The organism is Paracoccus jeotgali, from assembly GCF_002865605.1.
Classification (GTDB): domain Bacteria; phylum Pseudomonadota; class Alphaproteobacteria; order Rhodobacterales; family Rhodobacteraceae; genus Paracoccus; species Paracoccus jeotgali.
On the sequence record NZ_CP025583.1, the window covers coordinates 74,768 to 91,156 of the forward strand.

The 16,389-nt window shown below is 64.4% G+C and carries 20 protein-coding genes and 3 pseudogenes; 6 read left to right on the forward strand and 17 right to left on the reverse strand.

Annotated features, from left to right (window positions below; all coding sequences use genetic code 11):
• Positions 1-5 precede the first annotated feature (5 nt).
• Positions 6-248: a hypothetical protein gene (locus CYR75_RS00385; RefSeq protein WP_101498353.1), complete on the forward strand. Its 243-nt coding sequence runs from the start codon at positions 6-8 to the stop codon at positions 246-248.
• Between the two features lie 186 nt (positions 249-434).
• Complete coding sequence (locus CYR75_RS16675; protein ID WP_101498354.1) at positions 435-563, forward strand: DUF3489 domain-containing protein; 129 nt, start codon at positions 435-437, stop codon at positions 561-563.
• Positions 564-603: 40 nt separating this feature from the next.
• Here CYR75_RS16675 and CYR75_RS00395 read toward each other — a convergent pair whose 3' ends face one another.
• The 10 genes and pseudogenes from CYR75_RS00395 to CYR75_RS00435 form a co-directional block, all read right to left on the reverse strand.
• Positions 604-1,059, reverse strand: a complete 456-nt coding sequence (locus tag CYR75_RS00395; RefSeq protein WP_225972768.1) for a ParB/Srx family N-terminal domain-containing protein — start codon at positions 1,057-1,059, stop codon at positions 604-606.
• An 11-nt stretch (positions 1,060-1,070) separates the two neighbouring features.
• Positions 1,071-1,235 (reverse strand): hypothetical protein, encoded by a 165-nt coding sequence (locus tag CYR75_RS00400; RefSeq protein ID WP_158644536.1) that lies wholly within the window; start codon positions 1,233-1,235, stop codon positions 1,071-1,073.
• 17 nt (positions 1,236-1,252) lie between these two features.
• Entirely contained in the window at positions 1,253-1,633 is a 381-nt protein-coding gene (locus CYR75_RS16270) for a hypothetical protein (protein ID WP_225972941.1), read from the reverse strand.
• Between the two features lie 115 nt (positions 1,634-1,748).
• Positions 1,749-2,255: pseudogene (locus tag CYR75_RS16275) on the reverse strand (DNA cytosine methyltransferase); the annotation flags it as partial.
• Positions 2,256-2,258: 3 nt separating this feature from the next.
• The gene (locus CYR75_RS00410; RefSeq protein ID WP_101500775.1) at positions 2,259-3,560 is read right to left on the reverse strand and encodes a site-specific DNA-methyltransferase; all 1,302 of its coding nucleotides are present in this window, start codon (positions 3,558-3,560) and stop codon (positions 2,259-2,261) included.
• Positions 3,561-3,888: 328 nt separating this feature from the next.
• Positions 3,889-4,377: a DUF6362 family protein gene (locus tag CYR75_RS00415; RefSeq protein WP_101498357.1), complete on the reverse strand. Its 489-nt coding sequence runs from the start codon at positions 4,375-4,377 to the stop codon at positions 3,889-3,891.
• Entirely contained in the window at positions 4,374-5,315 is a 942-nt protein-coding gene (locus CYR75_RS15890; RefSeq protein ID WP_158644537.1) for a helix-turn-helix domain-containing protein, read from the reverse strand. Before CYR75_RS15890 ends, CYR75_RS00415 begins: the two co-directional genes overlap by 4 nt.
• Complete coding sequence (locus CYR75_RS00425) at positions 5,312-5,722, reverse strand: VRR-NUC domain-containing protein (RefSeq protein WP_101498359.1); 411 nt, start codon at positions 5,720-5,722, stop codon at positions 5,312-5,314. Before CYR75_RS00425 ends, CYR75_RS15890 begins: the two co-directional genes overlap by 4 nt.
• Complete coding sequence (locus CYR75_RS00430; RefSeq protein WP_101498360.1) at positions 5,719-5,925, reverse strand: hypothetical protein; 207 nt, start codon at positions 5,923-5,925, stop codon at positions 5,719-5,721. The genes CYR75_RS00425 and CYR75_RS00430 overlap by 4 nt, the downstream gene beginning before the upstream one ends.
• Positions 5,922-6,173, reverse strand: coding sequence for a helix-turn-helix transcriptional regulator (locus CYR75_RS00435; RefSeq protein WP_101498361.1), 252 nt, complete (start codon positions 6,171-6,173; stop codon positions 5,922-5,924). Before CYR75_RS00435 ends, CYR75_RS00430 begins: the two co-directional genes overlap by 4 nt.
• A 155-nt stretch (positions 6,174-6,328) precedes the next feature.
• Here CYR75_RS00435 and CYR75_RS00440 point away from each other — a divergent pair, with 155 nt between their 5' ends.
• Positions 6,329-7,057 (forward strand): hypothetical protein, encoded by a 729-nt coding sequence (locus tag CYR75_RS00440; RefSeq protein WP_158644538.1) that lies wholly within the window; start codon positions 6,329-6,331, stop codon positions 7,055-7,057.
• Here CYR75_RS00440 and CYR75_RS00445 read toward each other — a convergent pair.
• Positions 7,020-8,315, reverse strand: a complete 1,296-nt coding sequence (locus CYR75_RS00445; RefSeq protein ID WP_101498363.1) for a tyrosine-type recombinase/integrase — start codon at positions 8,313-8,315, stop codon at positions 7,020-7,022. The genes CYR75_RS00440 and CYR75_RS00445 overlap by 38 nt on opposite strands.
• Positions 8,316-8,499: 184 nt before the next feature.
• Between CYR75_RS00445 and CYR75_RS16280 the strand changes: the two genes are divergently transcribed.
• Positions 8,500-8,730: a hypothetical protein gene (locus CYR75_RS16280; protein WP_225972769.1), complete on the forward strand. Its 231-nt coding sequence runs from the start codon at positions 8,500-8,502 to the stop codon at positions 8,728-8,730.
• 514 nt (positions 8,731-9,244) lie between these two features.
• Here the strand turns inward: CYR75_RS16280 and CYR75_RS00455 are convergent.
• Positions 9,245-9,994: an HNH endonuclease gene (locus CYR75_RS00455; protein WP_101498364.1), complete on the reverse strand. Its 750-nt coding sequence runs from the start codon at positions 9,992-9,994 to the stop codon at positions 9,245-9,247.
• Between the two features lie 196 nt (positions 9,995-10,190).
• On the opposite strand from CYR75_RS00455, the gene CYR75_RS00460 reads away from it, so the two are divergent.
• Positions 10,191-10,622 carry a very short patch repair endonuclease gene (locus tag CYR75_RS00460; protein ID WP_101498365.1) on the forward strand — a complete coding sequence of 144 codons (432 nt, stop codon included), beginning with the start codon at positions 10,191-10,193 and terminating at the stop codon, positions 10,620-10,622.
• Here CYR75_RS00460 and CYR75_RS00465 read toward each other — a convergent pair.
• Together CYR75_RS00465 and dcm are read right to left on the reverse strand one after the other, a co-directional pair.
• A complete protein-coding gene (locus CYR75_RS00465) occupies positions 10,591-11,811 on the reverse strand; it encodes a type II restriction endonuclease (RefSeq protein WP_101498366.1) in 1,221 nt (406 codons plus the stop codon). The genes CYR75_RS00460 and CYR75_RS00465 overlap by 32 nt on opposite strands.
• 9 nt (positions 11,812-11,820) lie before the next feature.
• Positions 11,821-13,074: a DNA (cytosine-5-)-methyltransferase gene (dcm, locus tag CYR75_RS00470; protein WP_101498367.1), complete on the reverse strand. Its 1,254-nt coding sequence runs from the start codon at positions 13,072-13,074 to the stop codon at positions 11,821-11,823.
• Positions 13,075-13,283: 209 nt separating this feature from the next.
• Between dcm and CYR75_RS00475 the strand changes: the two genes are divergently transcribed.
• Complete coding sequence (locus tag CYR75_RS00475) at positions 13,284-13,673, forward strand: hypothetical protein (protein ID WP_225972770.1); 390 nt, start codon at positions 13,284-13,286, stop codon at positions 13,671-13,673.
• A 377-nt stretch (positions 13,674-14,050) separates the two neighbouring features.
• On the opposite strand, the pseudogene tnpC reads toward CYR75_RS00475, so the two are convergent.
• The 3 genes and pseudogenes from tnpC to tnpA all read right to left on the reverse strand — a co-directional run bounded on the left by tnpC (position 14,051) and on the right by tnpA (position 16,344).
• Positions 14,051-15,506, reverse strand: a pseudogene (gene tnpC / locus CYR75_RS00480) (IS66 family transposase).
• A 101-nt stretch (positions 15,507-15,607) separates the two neighbouring features.
• Positions 15,608-15,952: pseudogene (gene tnpB / locus CYR75_RS00485) on the reverse strand (IS66 family insertion sequence element accessory protein TnpB).
• On the reverse strand, positions 15,949-16,344 hold the full coding sequence (tnpA, locus tag CYR75_RS00490) for an IS66-like element accessory protein TnpA (protein WP_101498326.1): 396 nt from the start codon (positions 16,342-16,344) through the stop codon (positions 15,949-15,951). The pseudogene tnpB and the gene tnpA overlap by 4 nt, the downstream one beginning before the upstream one ends.
• Positions 16,345-16,389: the final 45 nt, after the last annotated feature.

A 16,389-nucleotide genomic window follows, 5' to 3' on the forward strand; every position in this document is an offset into this window, starting at 1 on the left:
ACGCTATGAACACCACGCCTCGCGCCGAGAGAGCCCGCCGCAACCGGCAGGCTGCGCTTGCCGCCTTCGTCAGCAGGAAAGGCGAAATCGACACCATGCTCGCCCGTCTCGCCACGCTCAGTGCTGACCATTTCAACGCCAGCCCCGACGAGGTGCACTGGGGTCATGTCGGCACACTCGAGCATTACGCGGGCCTGCTGCGCCAGATCACGGACAGTGCCTTCGGCGAAGGGGAGCACGCGCAATGACCCCGCTTTCCGAAATACAGAGCCTGATCCTCAGCCGTGCCGCCGCTCGCGCCGGCAATCTGGCGCTGCCTTTGCCCGACAGACTGCGCGGCGGTGCCGCTGCCAAGGTGGTGGGGGCGCTGCTTGCCAAGGGCCTCGTCGAGGAGGCAGCGGCCCGAGGGCGCGAGTGTTGCCGAAGCGGCTGCCATGCTTTCGTGGCAACCCCACACCGTGCGTGGGGCCATTTCCGGCGCGTTGAAAAAGCGGCTCGGGCTTGTCATTGCCGCTAAAAAGATCGACGGGCGTGGGACCGTTTACAAGCTTCCTGACGCCTAACGTCGCCGAGTTGATGACCGTCGGCTCGCCGGGGCGCCAGTCATCCAGCTCTGCACGGGCTGCCGCTTAACGAACTGGCACCGATGAGAACCACATCTTCATTCGTCCTTCGGCAGCATTGCCGGGTTCCATACGATTTCCCAGAGAAGCCGACCAGTTCGAGGTCGAACTCCAGCTCCTGCAGCGCCGCCAGCTCGGATCGCAGCAGTTCCTCGTCCCAGCCGGCATTCTCGGCAATGCGGTTGTCGGCGATGACCAGCGCCCGGCGCTGCACTTCGGTCAGATGCGCCAGCCGGATCACTGGCACCTCGGTCAGCCCCAGCAGCCGCGCCGCCATCAGCCGCCCGGGCCCGGCGATGATCACATCATCGTCGCCGATCAGGATCGGATTGGTGAAGCCGAACCCCGCGATCGAGGCAGCAATCTGGGCGACCTGGTCTTCGGAATGGGTGCGGGCGTTGCGGGCATAGGGCACCAAGTGCCCGACGGCCATCATATCGATCTGCATCACAGTTCGAAATCCGGCTCGAGAGCGCCTATCGCCTTCAACCGATCGATGATCGGCTTCATGTCCGCGGCAAGCTTCATCCAATCCGTCGCTGCGAACTCTTGCGCCCATTGAGAGGCATCCCATTCGGGGAAAGTCACCTCGCCGATCCGCTCTGCCGGCATTATCATCCTGGTTTGCATCAGATGGCCTCACCCATCGGCCTGCAGCTGAGCTGCCAGAGTTCGGAGCGCATGCGCTGCAACCAGGGGGACCACGCCGTTGCCACAGAGGCGAAGCCGGTCCACCCGGTGGGCCAGCCCATCAGCGCCTCGACAAACAGCGGGTTCAATGTTCGGGGCATGTCGCAGGAGGTTGCGCCAGCCGTCGGTGTCACAAGGACCTGGCGGCCAAGCAGGCCGTTCACCGGCGTGTTGGCAAGGCTGGTCGCCCCGTCCTTGTGGTCCCGCGCCGTCGGTGTCATCCACATCCCCCCCGAATTGCTCAGATCGGCGGTCCTGCGATTGCCGGCGCTGGGTTTGCAGCCGTCCATCGCCACCGGGGTCGGCCAGAGCTGCAGCATCTCGGTGCGATTGCCGCCGCTCGAACGGACCCCCGAGCAGGCGCGCGGGGTCGGCCAGTTCGTCCCCTTCGCGGATGGCGAGGATGAAGAGCCGCTCTCGCTTGTGGGGCGCGCCGACTTCCGCCGCCGTGAAGAGGCCTGCCGCAAGCCTGTAGCCCATGCCGACCAGTCCGCTGGCGACTTCGGGGAAGCCGAGGCGGAGATGATGGGCGACATTCTCGAGAAAGACGAAGGGCGGCTCACACTCGCCGATGATCCGGGCGACATGCGGCCAGAGGTGGCGCGGGTCGTCGGCGCCACGGCGCCTGCCTGCCACGCTGAATGGCTGGCACGGATAGCCCGCAGTGACGATATCCACCGCGCCGCGCCACGGGCGGCCGTCGAAGCCGGCAACATCGTCCCAGACAGGCGCGTGATCCATGGCCGCGTCTTCCATCCGCGCCACGAGGACGGCCGCGGCGAAGGCGTCCCGCTCGACGTAACCCACAGTACGATATCGGGGGCAGGCAAGGTGTAACCCGAGCTCGAGTCCGCCGACCCCGGAGCAGAGGGAGAGGCCGAAGGGGCATGCGTCTGCGGCCCCGGAAGCGTTTCCGGAGGAAGGTAAAGCCAGGTCATGCATGCCTCAGGCTGCAGTTCTGCGCTTGCGCGCGGGTTTCGGGGGTGACACGGCGGAGGGCGCGCTGCCGTCTACAGGATCATCAGCTGGTCTGCCGTCGGCGATCTCGTCAAAGCATCTGCCATCGCCTTCCAGCACCGCCGTCTGGCCGGTCAGGTTCTGCCAGCGCGCCACCGCGACATCGACGTAAGTAGGATCCAGCTCGATCCCGAGGCAGACGCGGCCGGTGGTCTCGGCGGCGATCAGCGTGGTGCCGGATCCCATGAACGGCTCATAGATGGCCTGTCCGGGGCTGGAATTGTTCAGGACGGGGCGGCGCATGCATTCGACCGGCTTTTGCGTGCCGTGCACGGTCTCGGCATCCTGATCGCGATGGGCGATGTGCCAGAGCGTCGTTTGCTTCCGATCGCTAGCCCAATGCCCCTTGCCGGTCTTGCGCACGGCATACCAGCAAGGCTCGTGCTGCCAGTGGTAATCGCCGCGGCTGAGGATCAGCCGATCCTTGGCCCAGATGATCTGCGAGCGGATGTTGAAGCCGCAGGCGATCAGGCTGTCGGCCACTGTCGTCGCATGCAGGGCGCCATGCCAGACATAGGCCACATCGCCCGGAAACAGCGCCCATGCCTCCCGCCAATCGGCACGGTCATCGTTCAGCACCTTGCCGGTGCGCCTGGTGGTGGAGGCCCCGGCCTGATTGCGCCAGGAGGGGTCATATCCGACGCCATAGGGCGGATCGGTGACCATAAGCAGCGGCCTCACGCCGCCCAGCACCCGTTCGACATCCGTGGCAACGGTCGAGTCGCCGCAAAGCAGCCGGTGCGGGCCGAGGATCCACAGATCGCCGGGGCGCGACACCGGATCGGCGGGCGGCGCGCGCACATCGTTCTCGCCTTCAATGGCGCCCACCGGCGCGTCGCCGTCGATCTCGCCCAGCAGGCCGGCCAGATCCTCATCGCTGAAGCCGACCAGATCGAGATCGAAGTCGGCCTCCTGCAGGGCGGCCAGCTCGGAGGCGAGCAGTTTCTCGTCCCAGCCGGCGTTCTCGGCGATGCGGTTGTCGGCGATGACCAGCGCCCGGCGCTGAACCTCGCTCAGATGCGCCAACATGATCACCGGCACCTCGGAAAGCCCCAGTCGCTGCGCCGCAATCAGCCGCCCGTGGCCAGCGATGATCACGCTGTCCTCGCCGATCAGGATCGGGTTGGTGAAGCCGAACTCGGCAATCGAGGCGGCGATCTGGCCAACCTGGTCTTCTGAATGCGTGCGGGCATTGCGCGCATAGGGCACCAGCCGCAAGATCGGCATCATCTCGATCTGCAAAGGGCGAACTCCATAGAAAAAGGCCCGCTGCCGGAGGGCAGGGCGGGCCTTGAGGTGGTGGACAGGGGAATGTCCGGGGGTGGCGGAGGGGGCGGCAACCCTGGCAACCCAAAGTGGCAACCCACGGGTGGAAACCCAGAAAAATCATTAGACCCTAGAGACTGAGCGCGCTGCTGCCCCCCGCATAGCGTTGCCGCTGCGGAGGAACCAGGGCCGGGGGGGAGGGCAGTGGGCCGCGCCTCTCTCCCCATCTTGAGGACAATATGGCCCGTTTCGGCTGGTTTTGTCGCGCCCTAAGTTCGACCCTTTCGCGCCCTCATGGCGACTCATTTGCGCCCGTGCCGCGCCTCCTTCCGCCCGCCGCCGCCCCGGTCGTTTTGGCGCTGTGCGGGCGGGCGGCTGTTTTTCGCCGCTTGTTCAGGCGGTTGGCGATGGTGACGAGCGCCGCCGTCCAGCGCCGCCAAGCGGTCGAGCGCACGCAGCCCACCGCACGGCAGATCTGCTTCCAGCGATAGCCCTCGGCGCGCATCCAGACGATGCGGCGGTTGTCGATGATCGCCTGTTCGCTGTCGCCACCGATCAGCGCCAGCCATTCCAGCGTCTCCTCCATGCGCTGGATCTCGCGGACATTGGGGACCACCCGCATCCTGGCCTCGTCATAGCCATAGGCGTGTTTCGCCTCGTGCACGTATTCCGGCCAGGAGCGACCATAGCCACGCGCGCCGGAACCGGGCGGGTTCGGCAGGCGCTTGAGGGTCAACGCGGCTTCCTCGAAGCGGTCCTCGATCTCTCGTGGCGTGATCATGGCTGCTCCTTCATGGCCGGGATGGGGACGCCGCGTTGGGCGAGGCGTTCGGTTGTGGTGAGGCCTGCCGCCAACAGGGCATGCGCCGTGGCGTTGGTGATAGCGCTGGGCGGCAGATAGCGATCGGCGTTCACCCAATCGGCGTAAAAGCGCAGCTGCGGGCTGGCGCTGGTCTTCTCTGCGCCTTGCGGCCTCGCCTGCTGGCGCAGGCGCTGCTGATGGGCGGCGCGCACAGCATCGGTGAAATAGCCCCAGGTGCGGATCGGGCTGATCCGGATTTGAGTGGTGCGCGCGCGGATCACCGGCAGGATGACGGCATCAAAGTCGATGCCGTCCTGCAGCCAGCCCGCGATCACCTCGCTGGTCTTGATGATCTCCGCTCGTGAGGCGGGGCAGAGGCCGGGACCGGCTGCGGCGAGGCAGCGGGCCTGCGGATCGGATTTATCCACAGCCGCGTCTTCGGCCGGTGGCGTAGTAGTAAGGTTCATAGGATGGTTTGGGTGCACGTGGTGCAGGGGTAGGGGTGCACCACGTGCAGGTGTTACCCCTGCATCTGGTGCATGGGGTGCATCTGGTGCAGGGGGGCTGTCGCATTTATCCGCAGGCCTTCGGGACGCCGTTTTGTCCCGATCCGGAGGCGTATCCCGAGTCGACGGAAGGACGCTGACTACGTCGATAACGATGCCATATTCGACGGTATAGCCGTGCTTGCAGTCCCGTTGCCCGATCTCGATCAGCAGACCGGCATCAACCAGGCTGCGGATGGCGTATTGCACCGCGCGAACGCCCAGCTCCAGATCGCGGGCGATATTGGCCTTCGAGGTCCAGATGCCGCTGCCGTCATCCGCGGCCTTGTCGGCCATGTAGAGCAGCACCGATTTGCGGGTGGCCGAGCCGACGACGCGCCGCTGCACCGTGGCTGAGATCAGATTGCTCATGCTGACCTCCGACATCTGGCCAGACGGGTGCAGAAGTCGTGCGCCCTCAGCGCATCCAGCGCATCTTCGGGCGAGCGCACGAGCGCCCATGCCAAACCCTGCGCCTGCACCGCGTCGCGAAACGCCCGCTGTGCCGGGCTGAGGCGACCGCGCGGGCTTTTGACCTCCAGAAACAGCATCCGACCGCCCGAGACGATGATCAGGTCGCTGAACCCGGCATGCACGCCCATGCCGGTCAGGATCGCCTGCCGGGCGCGGGCATGGCGGCCGCCAAAGCCGACCTCGTTGGCGGCGTGGTGGACGATTGCGCCTCTGGGCAGAACCGCGCGCAGGAGTGCCACGATCTGGCGTTGGATATCCGCCTCGGGGCGGTCGCGAGGAGGCCTGGTAGGCGAGGGGGCGGTCATGGCCGACCTCCCTCGAGGATCTCCTCGATCGCGCGGGTCTCGAACGCCGTGGGCGCAATGAAGCGCAGCACCGCGTCCCAGTCGATCGCCGAGATCACCGCCCAGATCAGCAAGCCGATCAGAATGGCGAGCGTGATTAGCGCGAGCGCGAAGACGATCCCCCAGATCGGGGCCACGCGCGTCCTGTCGTCATCGCCGCTCATCGGCCCGCCCTTCCGCGGCCGGCGGTCTTGCGGCTCTCCTGCTCGAGCAGCCAGTCGCGCACAGCGCCGCGCCGGTAGAGCACCTTGCGGCCGATGCGGATGCAGGGCGGGCCGATGCGCCGGGTTTCCCAGCGCTTCAGCGTGTCGGCGCTGACTCCGATGATGCCGGCAAGCTCTCGCCGCGGCATCCAGTCATCGAGAAGCCCCTCCTGGGCGGTTTCGGGCGCGATCATCGCCTGATTGTTCATGGTGCGGTCCTTTCCCCGTGATTGCAGGGCAAGCGAGAGCACGGCGAGGGACCGGCGGCGCGGCGCGGACCGGCGCGGGAAGCGCCGCAGTCGCGCCGGTTCATAATTCATGGGGTTTGCACGCGTGATGCGGTGATGCGCCCACAACTCGCCGAGTGGCGCTGCCGGTCAGAGGGGCGGCTTCGTCGCAGGGTGCGCGCTTCGGTCAAATCAACCTGGACGTGCAAGGGCGCCAGAGTTGCGGCGCTGAAAGGCAAGCCTTTCAGATAACGCAACAAATTCGGAAGTTATCTATGTCTCTACCGAAACGAGTACTCTACACCCTAGCGGAGGCCGCCGCCCGCTGGGGCTGCCACATTGCCGATATTGCCGAATGGGCGTTGTCGGGTCATCTCGAAATTATGGTTGTGATCCCGCCAACGTATTTTGATGGCGAGGTTCTCTCGGATCTGGTGGCGATTGCGCCCGGCGATATCATGGCGATGTTTCGCCGCTGCGGCACCGGCCCGCGCCAAGGCATCATCCGCCGCGCTCGCGCGCTGGGCGGAAACGAATGGCGCCACATTCCGCCGCCGGAACCAGGGATGGTCATCATGCGGGATGACCTGGTGCTGTCCGCGGCGTCCGTGGCGCGGTTCGAGGAGGAGCATGGCGTCTTTCGCCGCGTCAATCCCAACGCGGGCAAGGGCCATGATTGGGAGGGGTTCTATGGCGCCTTGATCCTGCGCCTCTTCCAGCGCGGCCTGCCCGAGAAACAGGCTGATCTCGTCGGTGAAATGCTGGACTGGTTCATTGCCAACAGCACGGACGGTGATGCACCCGACGAAAGCACTGTCCGCAAGCGGGTCAGCCCGATCTTGCGGATGCTGAACGCGGAGGCGTGACCTCCTCGGCCGGGGGTGCTGAATGCACGAGCCTCGGCCGTATCCGCATCATGTCGGCGACCGCATCCACGCCGGCACGCAGCGGCGAATCCATCAGGTGCGCATAGCGCATGGTGGTGCTGGATTGCGAATGGCCCAGCAGTTTGCCGATCATCTCGAGCGAGGCACCGCCGCTGACCAACAGCGAAGCAAAGGTGTGGCGCAGATCATGGATGCGCACGCCCTGTAGCCCGGCCTGATCCTGAATGCCCTTCCAGAAGCGGCGAATCTCCTGCACCGGCTGATCCTTGTCCGCGACATCACCCGGAAACAGCCAGTCGCAACCGGCCGGCACGGCCGAAAGTCTTGTGCGCACCAGCGCCGCTGTGTCTGCCGAGATCGGCACGCGGTGCACCCGGCGCTGCTTGGTATTGGCGGCGGGCTTAACCCATGCGCCGCGCTCCAGATCGAAATGCTCGAACCGCGCCGTGCGCACCTCGCCCAGCCGCGCCCCCGTCAGCATGCACATGCGGATGATGCTGGCCCCGCGCTGGTCCTCGGCGGCGCCCAGCGCCTCGCTGAGCCGGGCGATCTCGTCCATGGAAAGGTAACGCTCGCGCTCGACTTCGACCCGACGGCGGAAGCCGACGGCCGGATTGTCGGCGCGCATCTTCCACTGGATGGCGAGGTTGAACACCTTTCGCAGCATCTCGCCGGCGCGGTTGGCACGCACCGGGGTAGGGCGCGGGGGCTTCAGCGGTTCGCGCCGCTTGGTCTTGGGTGCTTTCTTTGCCGGCCGCGACCGCCCTTGTGCGATCAAGTTCAGCACCCGCTCGACGTCAGTTGCGTCGATATCCGCCACCAGCCGGTGTTTCCAATGCGGCTCAATCAGCTTCTTCAGCATGGATGCCTGATCGGCGGCATTGAGCGGTGCCAGATGGCTGGCATGTTCGCGCAGGTATCGCTCGACCAGATCGGGAAAGCGCGGCGCCTCGCGGGTCTCTTCGCGCTCGGCCAGCGGGTCGAGCCCGCCATCGACATCGCGGCGCAGCGCTTTGGCACGTTCGCGCGCGGCGGTGACATTCCATTCCGGCCAGCGCCCGATGGTCAACCGCCGCTGCCGCCCCGTGGCCCGGTAGTCGAACATGAAGCTGCGGCTGCCCGACGGGTAGATGCAGATCGACAGACCTAGCACGTCGGTGTCGAATATCTGCCAGGCCTTCGGGCGCGGCTCCGCCGCCCGGACCAGCTTCTCGGTCAATCTTTCCCTGTTTCTCAATGCCCTGCACTCCGCCTTCAGATCCGACACATGCGTAGATGTATCGGCTTATCAACGGCTTGATCCGCCGACCGGAATACAGGCGCAGACCGGCGCGGATACGGCGCAAACCGCGCCGGTCGGTGTTTGGAGGGGCTACCTGCCTGAGGCCGCCGGGTCTCTGTGATCGTGACGGATACCTACATTGGCGAGCTACACTTCGCTCCATCTGCCCTTCGGGCGATCCGATCAGGACGAGACGATCTGTAACCTGGACCATCAAAACACGACGCCGGAGGGCATGCGTCGGCTGTTCAAGGGGCTGGAGATGACCGACCGGGCCGGCAACGTCGCGCCGGGCACGGTCTATCCGGACCAACTGGCGCCTATCATCCGGCGTGACCGCGAGGCGCTGGAATTGGTCACAGCCCGCTAGGGCATGCCGTCTCCGCCGTCGGTATTGAAGACCGCGCGGGATCCGGGCGTGACGGACATACGAAACTCGCCTTGCCGCACTGTCGCCGGTGGCTCGAGGCTGAGCATCGTTGCCTTGTGCCGGTAACGGCCTTGGCAGAGCCGAGCAGGGGCGGCAATAAGTGGTTCGCGCTGCAGGCGGCGGACAGGCCCATGTTCTTCGTGGGGATCGAAGTCCGCGGCTGGCGGTCAAACCGGAAGGTGAAGGATGGTGAGACCAACGATGACCTCTACGCCTTCGTGACCTGCGCGCCGGATGCCGAGTTGGGACGTTTCACTCCAAGGCGATGCCGGTCGTCCTGACTACGGGCGGAGAGTGGGAGACGTGGTTGCCGGCGCCGATCGAGATCGCAGGAAAGCTGCAGTGTTCCCTGCCGGATGGGGCTCTGGCGCTGGTGGAGGCGCCGGAGGAACCGACACGTTGACAACTCGGTGATAGTCAGGTCAGCACGCACATACAGTCCGTCCGATGAACATCAGAGCGGTGATGCGACATCCTTCAGGTGCTGCCTCAGCTCATCCAGGCTCAGGCAGATGCTGCGGTTTCTGTGTACCATTCGATGGCAGTTCGCACAGAGCACAATGAGGTCGTTCAGAGGGTCGGTCTGAACTCGTCCGGCTTCGGAAAGAGGGACGACGTGGTGAACTTCAATGAAGTCCTTGCCGAGCGGTCCGTACGCCTTCTCAAATCCGAAGCCGCACCCCATGCATTCCAGCCCATGGATGGCTATCGCGGCGCTTCTAGCTTTCTGGCTTCTTTCCCGCCGCGTAGATGCATAGACCTTCTGCCCGCCTTCCGTAACGGCAAGGGACGTCGGCTGTCCGACGGGGTCGTCGTCGGAAATTGCCGACTGAAGTCGAAGTACGAACGCCTGAAGTTCCTGATCGGTCCGGTTCTTCCACTCTTCGTGGGTCCGGGCGAAGTTGTTTCGTATCGAAGGCCGTTTGCCGTCCTGATTGACCCACCCGGTTCGACCATTGCTGAACAGGTGATCGAACGTATCCCGGGTATTCTTCAGGCTGTTCCGGAACTGTTCGGGGCTGCGGCCGTCCCCCATGGCATCATAGAAGAAGTCGTATGCGGCGTTCCACGTCGAGACGCCGATGGCCAAAGGTGGTCCGTCAGCCTGACCGGTTGATGATTTGGTCCCGCACCGCGATAGATAATAACCGGCGACCAGCATGTCGGCGGAACGTTTCACCAGTTCATCTGAGGGCGTCGGCATTATGGCATTACTTTCTCAGGTCGTTTCGGACGATGATAGGTTCTGGGAAGGCTCCCTGACCCGTGACTGTATCTTGTGCAATCTCGACAGGAACACCAAGTGATCAGAACACATTCTGTCAAAATAGCCCGTGGCGACGGCACCTCCGAAAATTCCGCCGGACTTTGACACGCTTGTGGATATCAGGGATATCTGAATGGCCGACAGCCTGACACCGGAAGCGCGTTCACGGAACATGTCGAAGATCCGGGGCAGGGATACCGGGCCCGAGATGCGAGTGCGCCGGGCGGCCCATGCTCTCGGCCTGCGCTTCCGTCTCTATCGCAGGCAGTTGCCCGGAACGCCGGACCTCGTCTTTCCCCGTCGCCGGGCCGCGCTGTTCGTTCATGGTTGTTTCTGGCATCGGCATCCCGGCTGCCGCTTCGCGACGACGCCGAAGACCCGGGCGGATTTCTGGCAGGCCAAGTTCGAGGGCAACGTCGCTCGGGATGCCCGGAAGAAAGGAGAGCTCCAGCGGGGAGGCTGGACCCCCGTGACGATCTGGGAATGCGAGACCCGCGATCCTGATCAGCTGCGGGAGATTATCCGTGACAGGATCATGCGGCTTCCCGTGCTGCGACCAGATTGAGGAAGCCGCGGACGTTCATGAGCCATCCCGCCTGGTCGGCCGTATAGGTCGCGTGCAGACCCTGCGGCACGACGAGCTGCAGGCTGTTGCGGATCATCTCGTTAGTCTGATGGGTGGAGATGCCGGGCTCCAGCGTCAGCAGGTGCTTGCGGTCGATGCGCGCGGCTTCTGCCAGCACCTGACGCCAGCGGTCCTTCAGCGTGGATTTGACGCCGAGCATGGACAGTAGATCGGCATCGAAGTCAGGATCCGCATACTCTGCCGCACCGGGAAACAGGAAATCCGGCTTGGAGTTGCCCTCGGTCCGCGCGCCGCGGGCATGCCTGACCCCCAGCACCGTGAGCATCTCCTCTACATGATTCTCGAGAGACAGGCCCATTCGGCTCTTTCGGCGGTTCTGGACGGACAGGGAGAACTGCAGGAATCCATCGACATCGGCGGTACCGTCAGCGAGGAACCCGGCCTCCAGACGCGCGGCGACAATGTGGCGCTCCAGACGTCGGAACAATGCCTCTTCGAACTCGATCCAAGCCAGCAGGGCTGCATCCGCATCATCGCGTGGATCGACTTCGGGCAGATTCTGTCGGGCCAGCGCCGAGAAGACCCGCGATGTCGGAAACTGTGCACCGAAACGACCGACGATCTCATCCAGCCGGTCCGCCTCCGGCTCCTCGGGCTCGATGCCGATCTCCTCCAGAACGTAGTTGCTGACGAAGTCGAGGCCGCGATCGCCTGTCCCTTCGAAGCCCTCATACCGGAAGCCGGCACCCAGCCCGTGATCGAGCCCGAAGAGCCAGGCGATCTGGTTCTCGAGCGTAGAATTCTGCGGCGCGACGATGAACATCAGCTCGTCGCTCGGGCGGCGTGCGACCACCAGCAGATCGCCGGCCTGCGCCACCTCGGTTACGGCATTCTCCTGGAAATACAGCCGCCACTCCGACCGGGTAGGATGGCGTTCCCGGGCGTCGTACCAAGTGACCGGCGCGTCGTCGGTGATACCTTCGTTCTCACCGCCGAGCCAGATGAAGCGCGCCGGCCGACGTTCGATCCGCTCGCCGCCCAGCAGCCGGAGCAGCTCGTTCGTGCCGTTGAATTCATGCTGGTTAGACCGTGCGGTGTCCGCCTCGACCGCCGAGAGACGTTTGGCGACGATGCCCGTGAAATGATCCGAGAGAGAGCCGTAACGCATGATCGGCGATCATTCGGCTGCGACAGCCGGGGCAGCCCGCATATGTGCGACGGCGCTCTTGATCACCGGCTGCATGTGTCGCGCCATGGCCTCGACCACTGGCACGACGACGGAGTTCCCGAACTGGCGGTAGGCCTGAGTGTCCGACACCGGCATCAGGAATTCCGACTGGCCCGGGCGGTCGAAGCCCATCAGACGGGCACATTCCCGCGGGGTCAGCCGGCGCGGGTTTAGACCCGGTCCACGATCGACGAGAATTTCGGAGCCGTCCTTGTGATAGCGGGCGGACAAAGTGCGCGCGACATCACCCCGCCCCGTCAGCCCGAAACCGAAGCCGTTACCTTTCTGACGATGCTTCTCGGCATAGTCCTGCAGATACTTCCAGAGTTTGTCCGAAAGCGTATAACGGTCGCTGACGCGGCCTTCCTGATCGAGGAAGGACTGATTGCTCGGAAGTTCCGAACCGTCCTCGTTGTGCAGGATGGTGCCCAGCCGCGGCCCGGCCGCGCCGGAGGGAAGCTCAAGCTTCGAGAGGTCGATCTTCAGGTCCAGATCCCGGCGGACGCCGACGATGAAGATCCGCTCGCGATGCTGAGGAACGAAGCAGCGCGCGTCGATGACCCGGCTGCTGATCCGGTAGCCCAGCTCCTCCTCCAGCGTCCGGCCAATCACCGCAAAGGTGCGGCCTTTGTCATGGCTGAGCAGATTCTTGACGTTCTCGAGCAAGAAGACCTTCGGCCGGTGGCTTTCGATGATCCGCGCAACGTCGAAGAACAGGGTGCCTTGAGTGTCGCAATGGAACCCGTGCTGGCGTCCGAGGGAGTTCTTCTTGCTGACACCGGCGATCGAGAACGGCTGGCACGGAAATCCGGCCAGCAGTACATCGTGCTCCGGGATCTCGTGCATCTCGACCTTGGTGATGTCGCCTTTGAACACGTGATCGGGCCCGTCATGGTAGTTGGCGCGATAGGTCTGCTGCGCGAAGCGGTCCCACTCCGAGGTGAACACGCAGTGACCACCGATGGCGTCGAACCCGCGCCGCAGGCCGCCGATCCCGGCGAACAGGTCGATGAACTTAAAGGCCGGTGCGACCGGACCGCCGGCCCCTCCCGCCGCCCTGCGCAGGGCATCCAGCGCTTCAGGACGAGGCTCGATCTCGCCGTTCTCCCAGCGATATGCGGTGCTCATCGCACATCCGGTCAACGCCGCCGCCTGCTGCATGTTCAGGCCGGCCGCCTGCCGAAGTGCCGAGAACTGTTCCATGATCGCCTGTCCGCCTCTGGGTCATTTTTTCCCACTCTGTCACGCGAACGATTCCGGAACAAGTGGGAAAATGAATCCCATTATCGCGATAGCTCGGTCGCGCCGGAAGCCTTGCCGGCGATAAGTTTATGGACCTACCATTCCGCGCACCTGATCCGGAGGTATCGAGAGTGGATGTGAAATCTTCGCAGGCAACGGGAAATGCCGCCATGCATTACGTCGCATGGCAGCTTTCAAAGAAGGGCTGGAACGTCATGCCCACGACGCGCAATGCCAAGGGCAGCGACCTCTATTGTTCCAACGACGCGGAGACAATCATCTTCGGGGTGCAGAGTAAGGGTCTGTCGAAACGGGGCCCCGTCGGACTGGGATCCAACCTCACCGCGCTTAGGTCAGACTGGTGGATCATCACGATCAACGCCAAGTCCGAGGACCCGACCTGCTTCATCATGACTCGGCAGGAGGTCATCGATCTTTGCTTTCACAGCGACCCTGCGAAGAGCCGCGCCGGGATCCAGTCGTACTGGCTCCAGCCGAAAGCATATGATCAGCCGCAGTTCCGAGATGCATGGCATCGGCTTGGCGGGCCTACGCGATGACGTTTCATCTCAGGCATCCTGCAGAGGCATGTCACTTTCGACTCAACGCCAACTCAACAGGTGAACACCCGTTGAGGGACCCTGAGGCGCGGTGGTTGCTCGTGAACGCGACTGAACGTCGAGGCTATAACGAAACATATCAAATCCTTGATGGGCAACGCTCTATTATCACGTGGTTTCTGAATGCTCTGGGATATAGGCTCATAACCTGAAGGTCACAGGTTCAAATCCTGTCCCCGCAACCAAAATACCTACGCAAGGCCAAAAGCCAATAGCCTCCCTCACGGGAGGCTTTTTGCATTCTAGCCCTTAGGAACGCTGTGGAAACAAAAGGGGTCAGAATCTGCGATGACAATCGTAAGCGTCCGGCCTGACCGCTACCCGCGCCATTTCCAAGGCAGCAGGTCATCGACCTTTGTGATCTTGTAATCAGGGATACGGGCCAGGGTGTCGGCGAGCCAGGCATGGGGATCGATGGCGTTGAGCTTGGCTGTTTCGATCAGGGTGTAGGCGATGGCGGCGGCCTTTCCACCTGCCTCGGAACCGACGAATAGGTAGTTTTTCCGCCCGAGGGCGATGGCGCGCATGCCGCGTTCGGCGGCGTTGTTGTCGAGCTCGAGGATGCCGTTGTCGAGGTAGGGGCGCAGGCGTTCCATCCTGGTGAGGGCGTATCGGATGGCGGCCGCTAGCGGGGATTTCCCCGAGATCGTGGTGAGTTGCATGGCCAGCCAGACTTCCAGGTCATCGAAGACCGGGGCGGCATGTGCCTTACGGAGTTCGGCGCGGCGGTCCGGTGGCGAACCTCGGGCTTCCTTCTCGACGGCATAGAGCCGGGCGATGCGGCCGATGGCCTCCTCAGCGATCGGCGAACCTTGCGATCGGTGGATGTCCACGAACTTGCGCCTGACATGGGCCATGCAGGCGACCTCGCGGATGGCGCCGGAACGGTAGAGATCCTCGAACCCGGCATAGCCGTCGGCATGCATCCAGCCGCGGAAACGGGCCAGATGATCCTTGGGGTGCTGACCCTTGCGGTCGCCCGAGAAGCGATACCATGCGGCAGGCGGAGCATCGCCATCCCATGGGCGCTCATCGCGGGCATAGGTCCAGAGCCGGGCCGTCTGGGTCTTGCCGGTGCCGGGCGCCAGCATCCGCACCGGCGTATCGTCGGCGAAGATCGCCTCGGCCGACAGGACATGGCGCCCGATGGCCTCGGCCAGTGGCTCCAGAAGGGTGGTGGTCTTGCCGACCCAGTCGGCCAGGGTCGATCGGTCGAGATCGAGCCCTTCGCGGCCGAAGATCTGGCTCTGGCGATAGAGGGGGAGATGGTCGGCATACTTGCTGACCAGCACATGGGCCAGCAGACCCGGCCCGGGGCGACCGCGCTCGATCGGGCGCGACGGCAGCGGGCCTGGACGAAGCGTTCGCAGCAAGCGCAGGTCAGCCGGGGCGGACAATCCGGTTCACGATGAAGCGCCCAGGAACATACTCCAGCTCTTCCGTGACGTCCTCGCCGATCCGGCGCAGGCGACCGCCGCAATCGGCACAGGCATCGGCGCCGGGCATCAGTTCCACCTCCATCCGGGGGATATGATCCGGGATCGGACGGCGCTTGGGTTTGCCCTTCTCCTCGATGTCCGGCAGACGCATCCGCGCCGTCATCGCGGCGGCCGCGATCTCGCTGGCCTCAAGAGCCAACTGAAGCTGTTCTGCCGTCTCCGAGGACGCGCCGAACCGGTGTGCCCGGTGCCCGGCCAGTTGGTGCCGCAGCTTCTCGATCAGGATCGCCTGCGCCTTCACCTCGGCCAGAAGCCGCGCGGTGAAGCTGCGCAACTCCTCGGATCTTCCGGCAGGGTCAGGGTCTGATCGAGCATGCAAGGAGTTTATCCCACGGGATTCCTTATGGGAATCATTCTCTTGTGGCCCCCCCCTGATTATCCCGCTGCCAAGGGCCGCCACGTTCGCTCCGGGGCACGCCAGTCGATCCCTTCCAGGAGCATCGACAACTGCGCCGGTGTCAGCGCCACCTTCCCTCCTTGGCCGAGGGCCAGACGAACCGGCCCCGCTCCAGCCGCTTCATGAACATGCAGGCCCCTGGCCATCCCACCAGATGACCTTCACCAGATCACCGCGACGGCCGCGGAAGACGAAGAGATGCCCGCCGAAAGGATCCTGCTTCAGCACCGCCTCGGCCTGCGCCGCCAAGGAAGCAAAGCCCTTGCGCATGTCGGTGACCCGGCAGCCAGCCAGACCCGCGTGTTGGCCGGAACCGGGATCACGCCGAAAGTCCCCGGATCAGCCGCGCCAGCGCCTCAGGATCATAGCTGCCGCTGATCCGCATCCGGTGACCGCCCGCCAGCTCGATCTCGATGTGGTTCTCGGCGGCAGGTGCCGCCGGAGTAGACCTGGTCTCCGCGACGATCTCTACGGGCAGAAACCGCGCCTCCTCTGCTGGGGGCGCAACCGAGGTGGGGTCCGGCGCATAACGGGGATCGCGCAGCCACTTGAAGATCAGGTTCGCGTTCACCGCGTAGCGCCGCGCCACCTGAGCCACGGAAACGCCCGGCGCCGCCGTCTGGAAACAGATCGAACGCTTCTCCTCATCCGTCCAAAGTCGCTTCGTCCGACGCGCCACGCCATCACCATAGTGTCCACTATCAATGGTGGACACTATCCGCCTCTTTCACCACGCGGCAGGGCGGTCAGGCCGGACGCT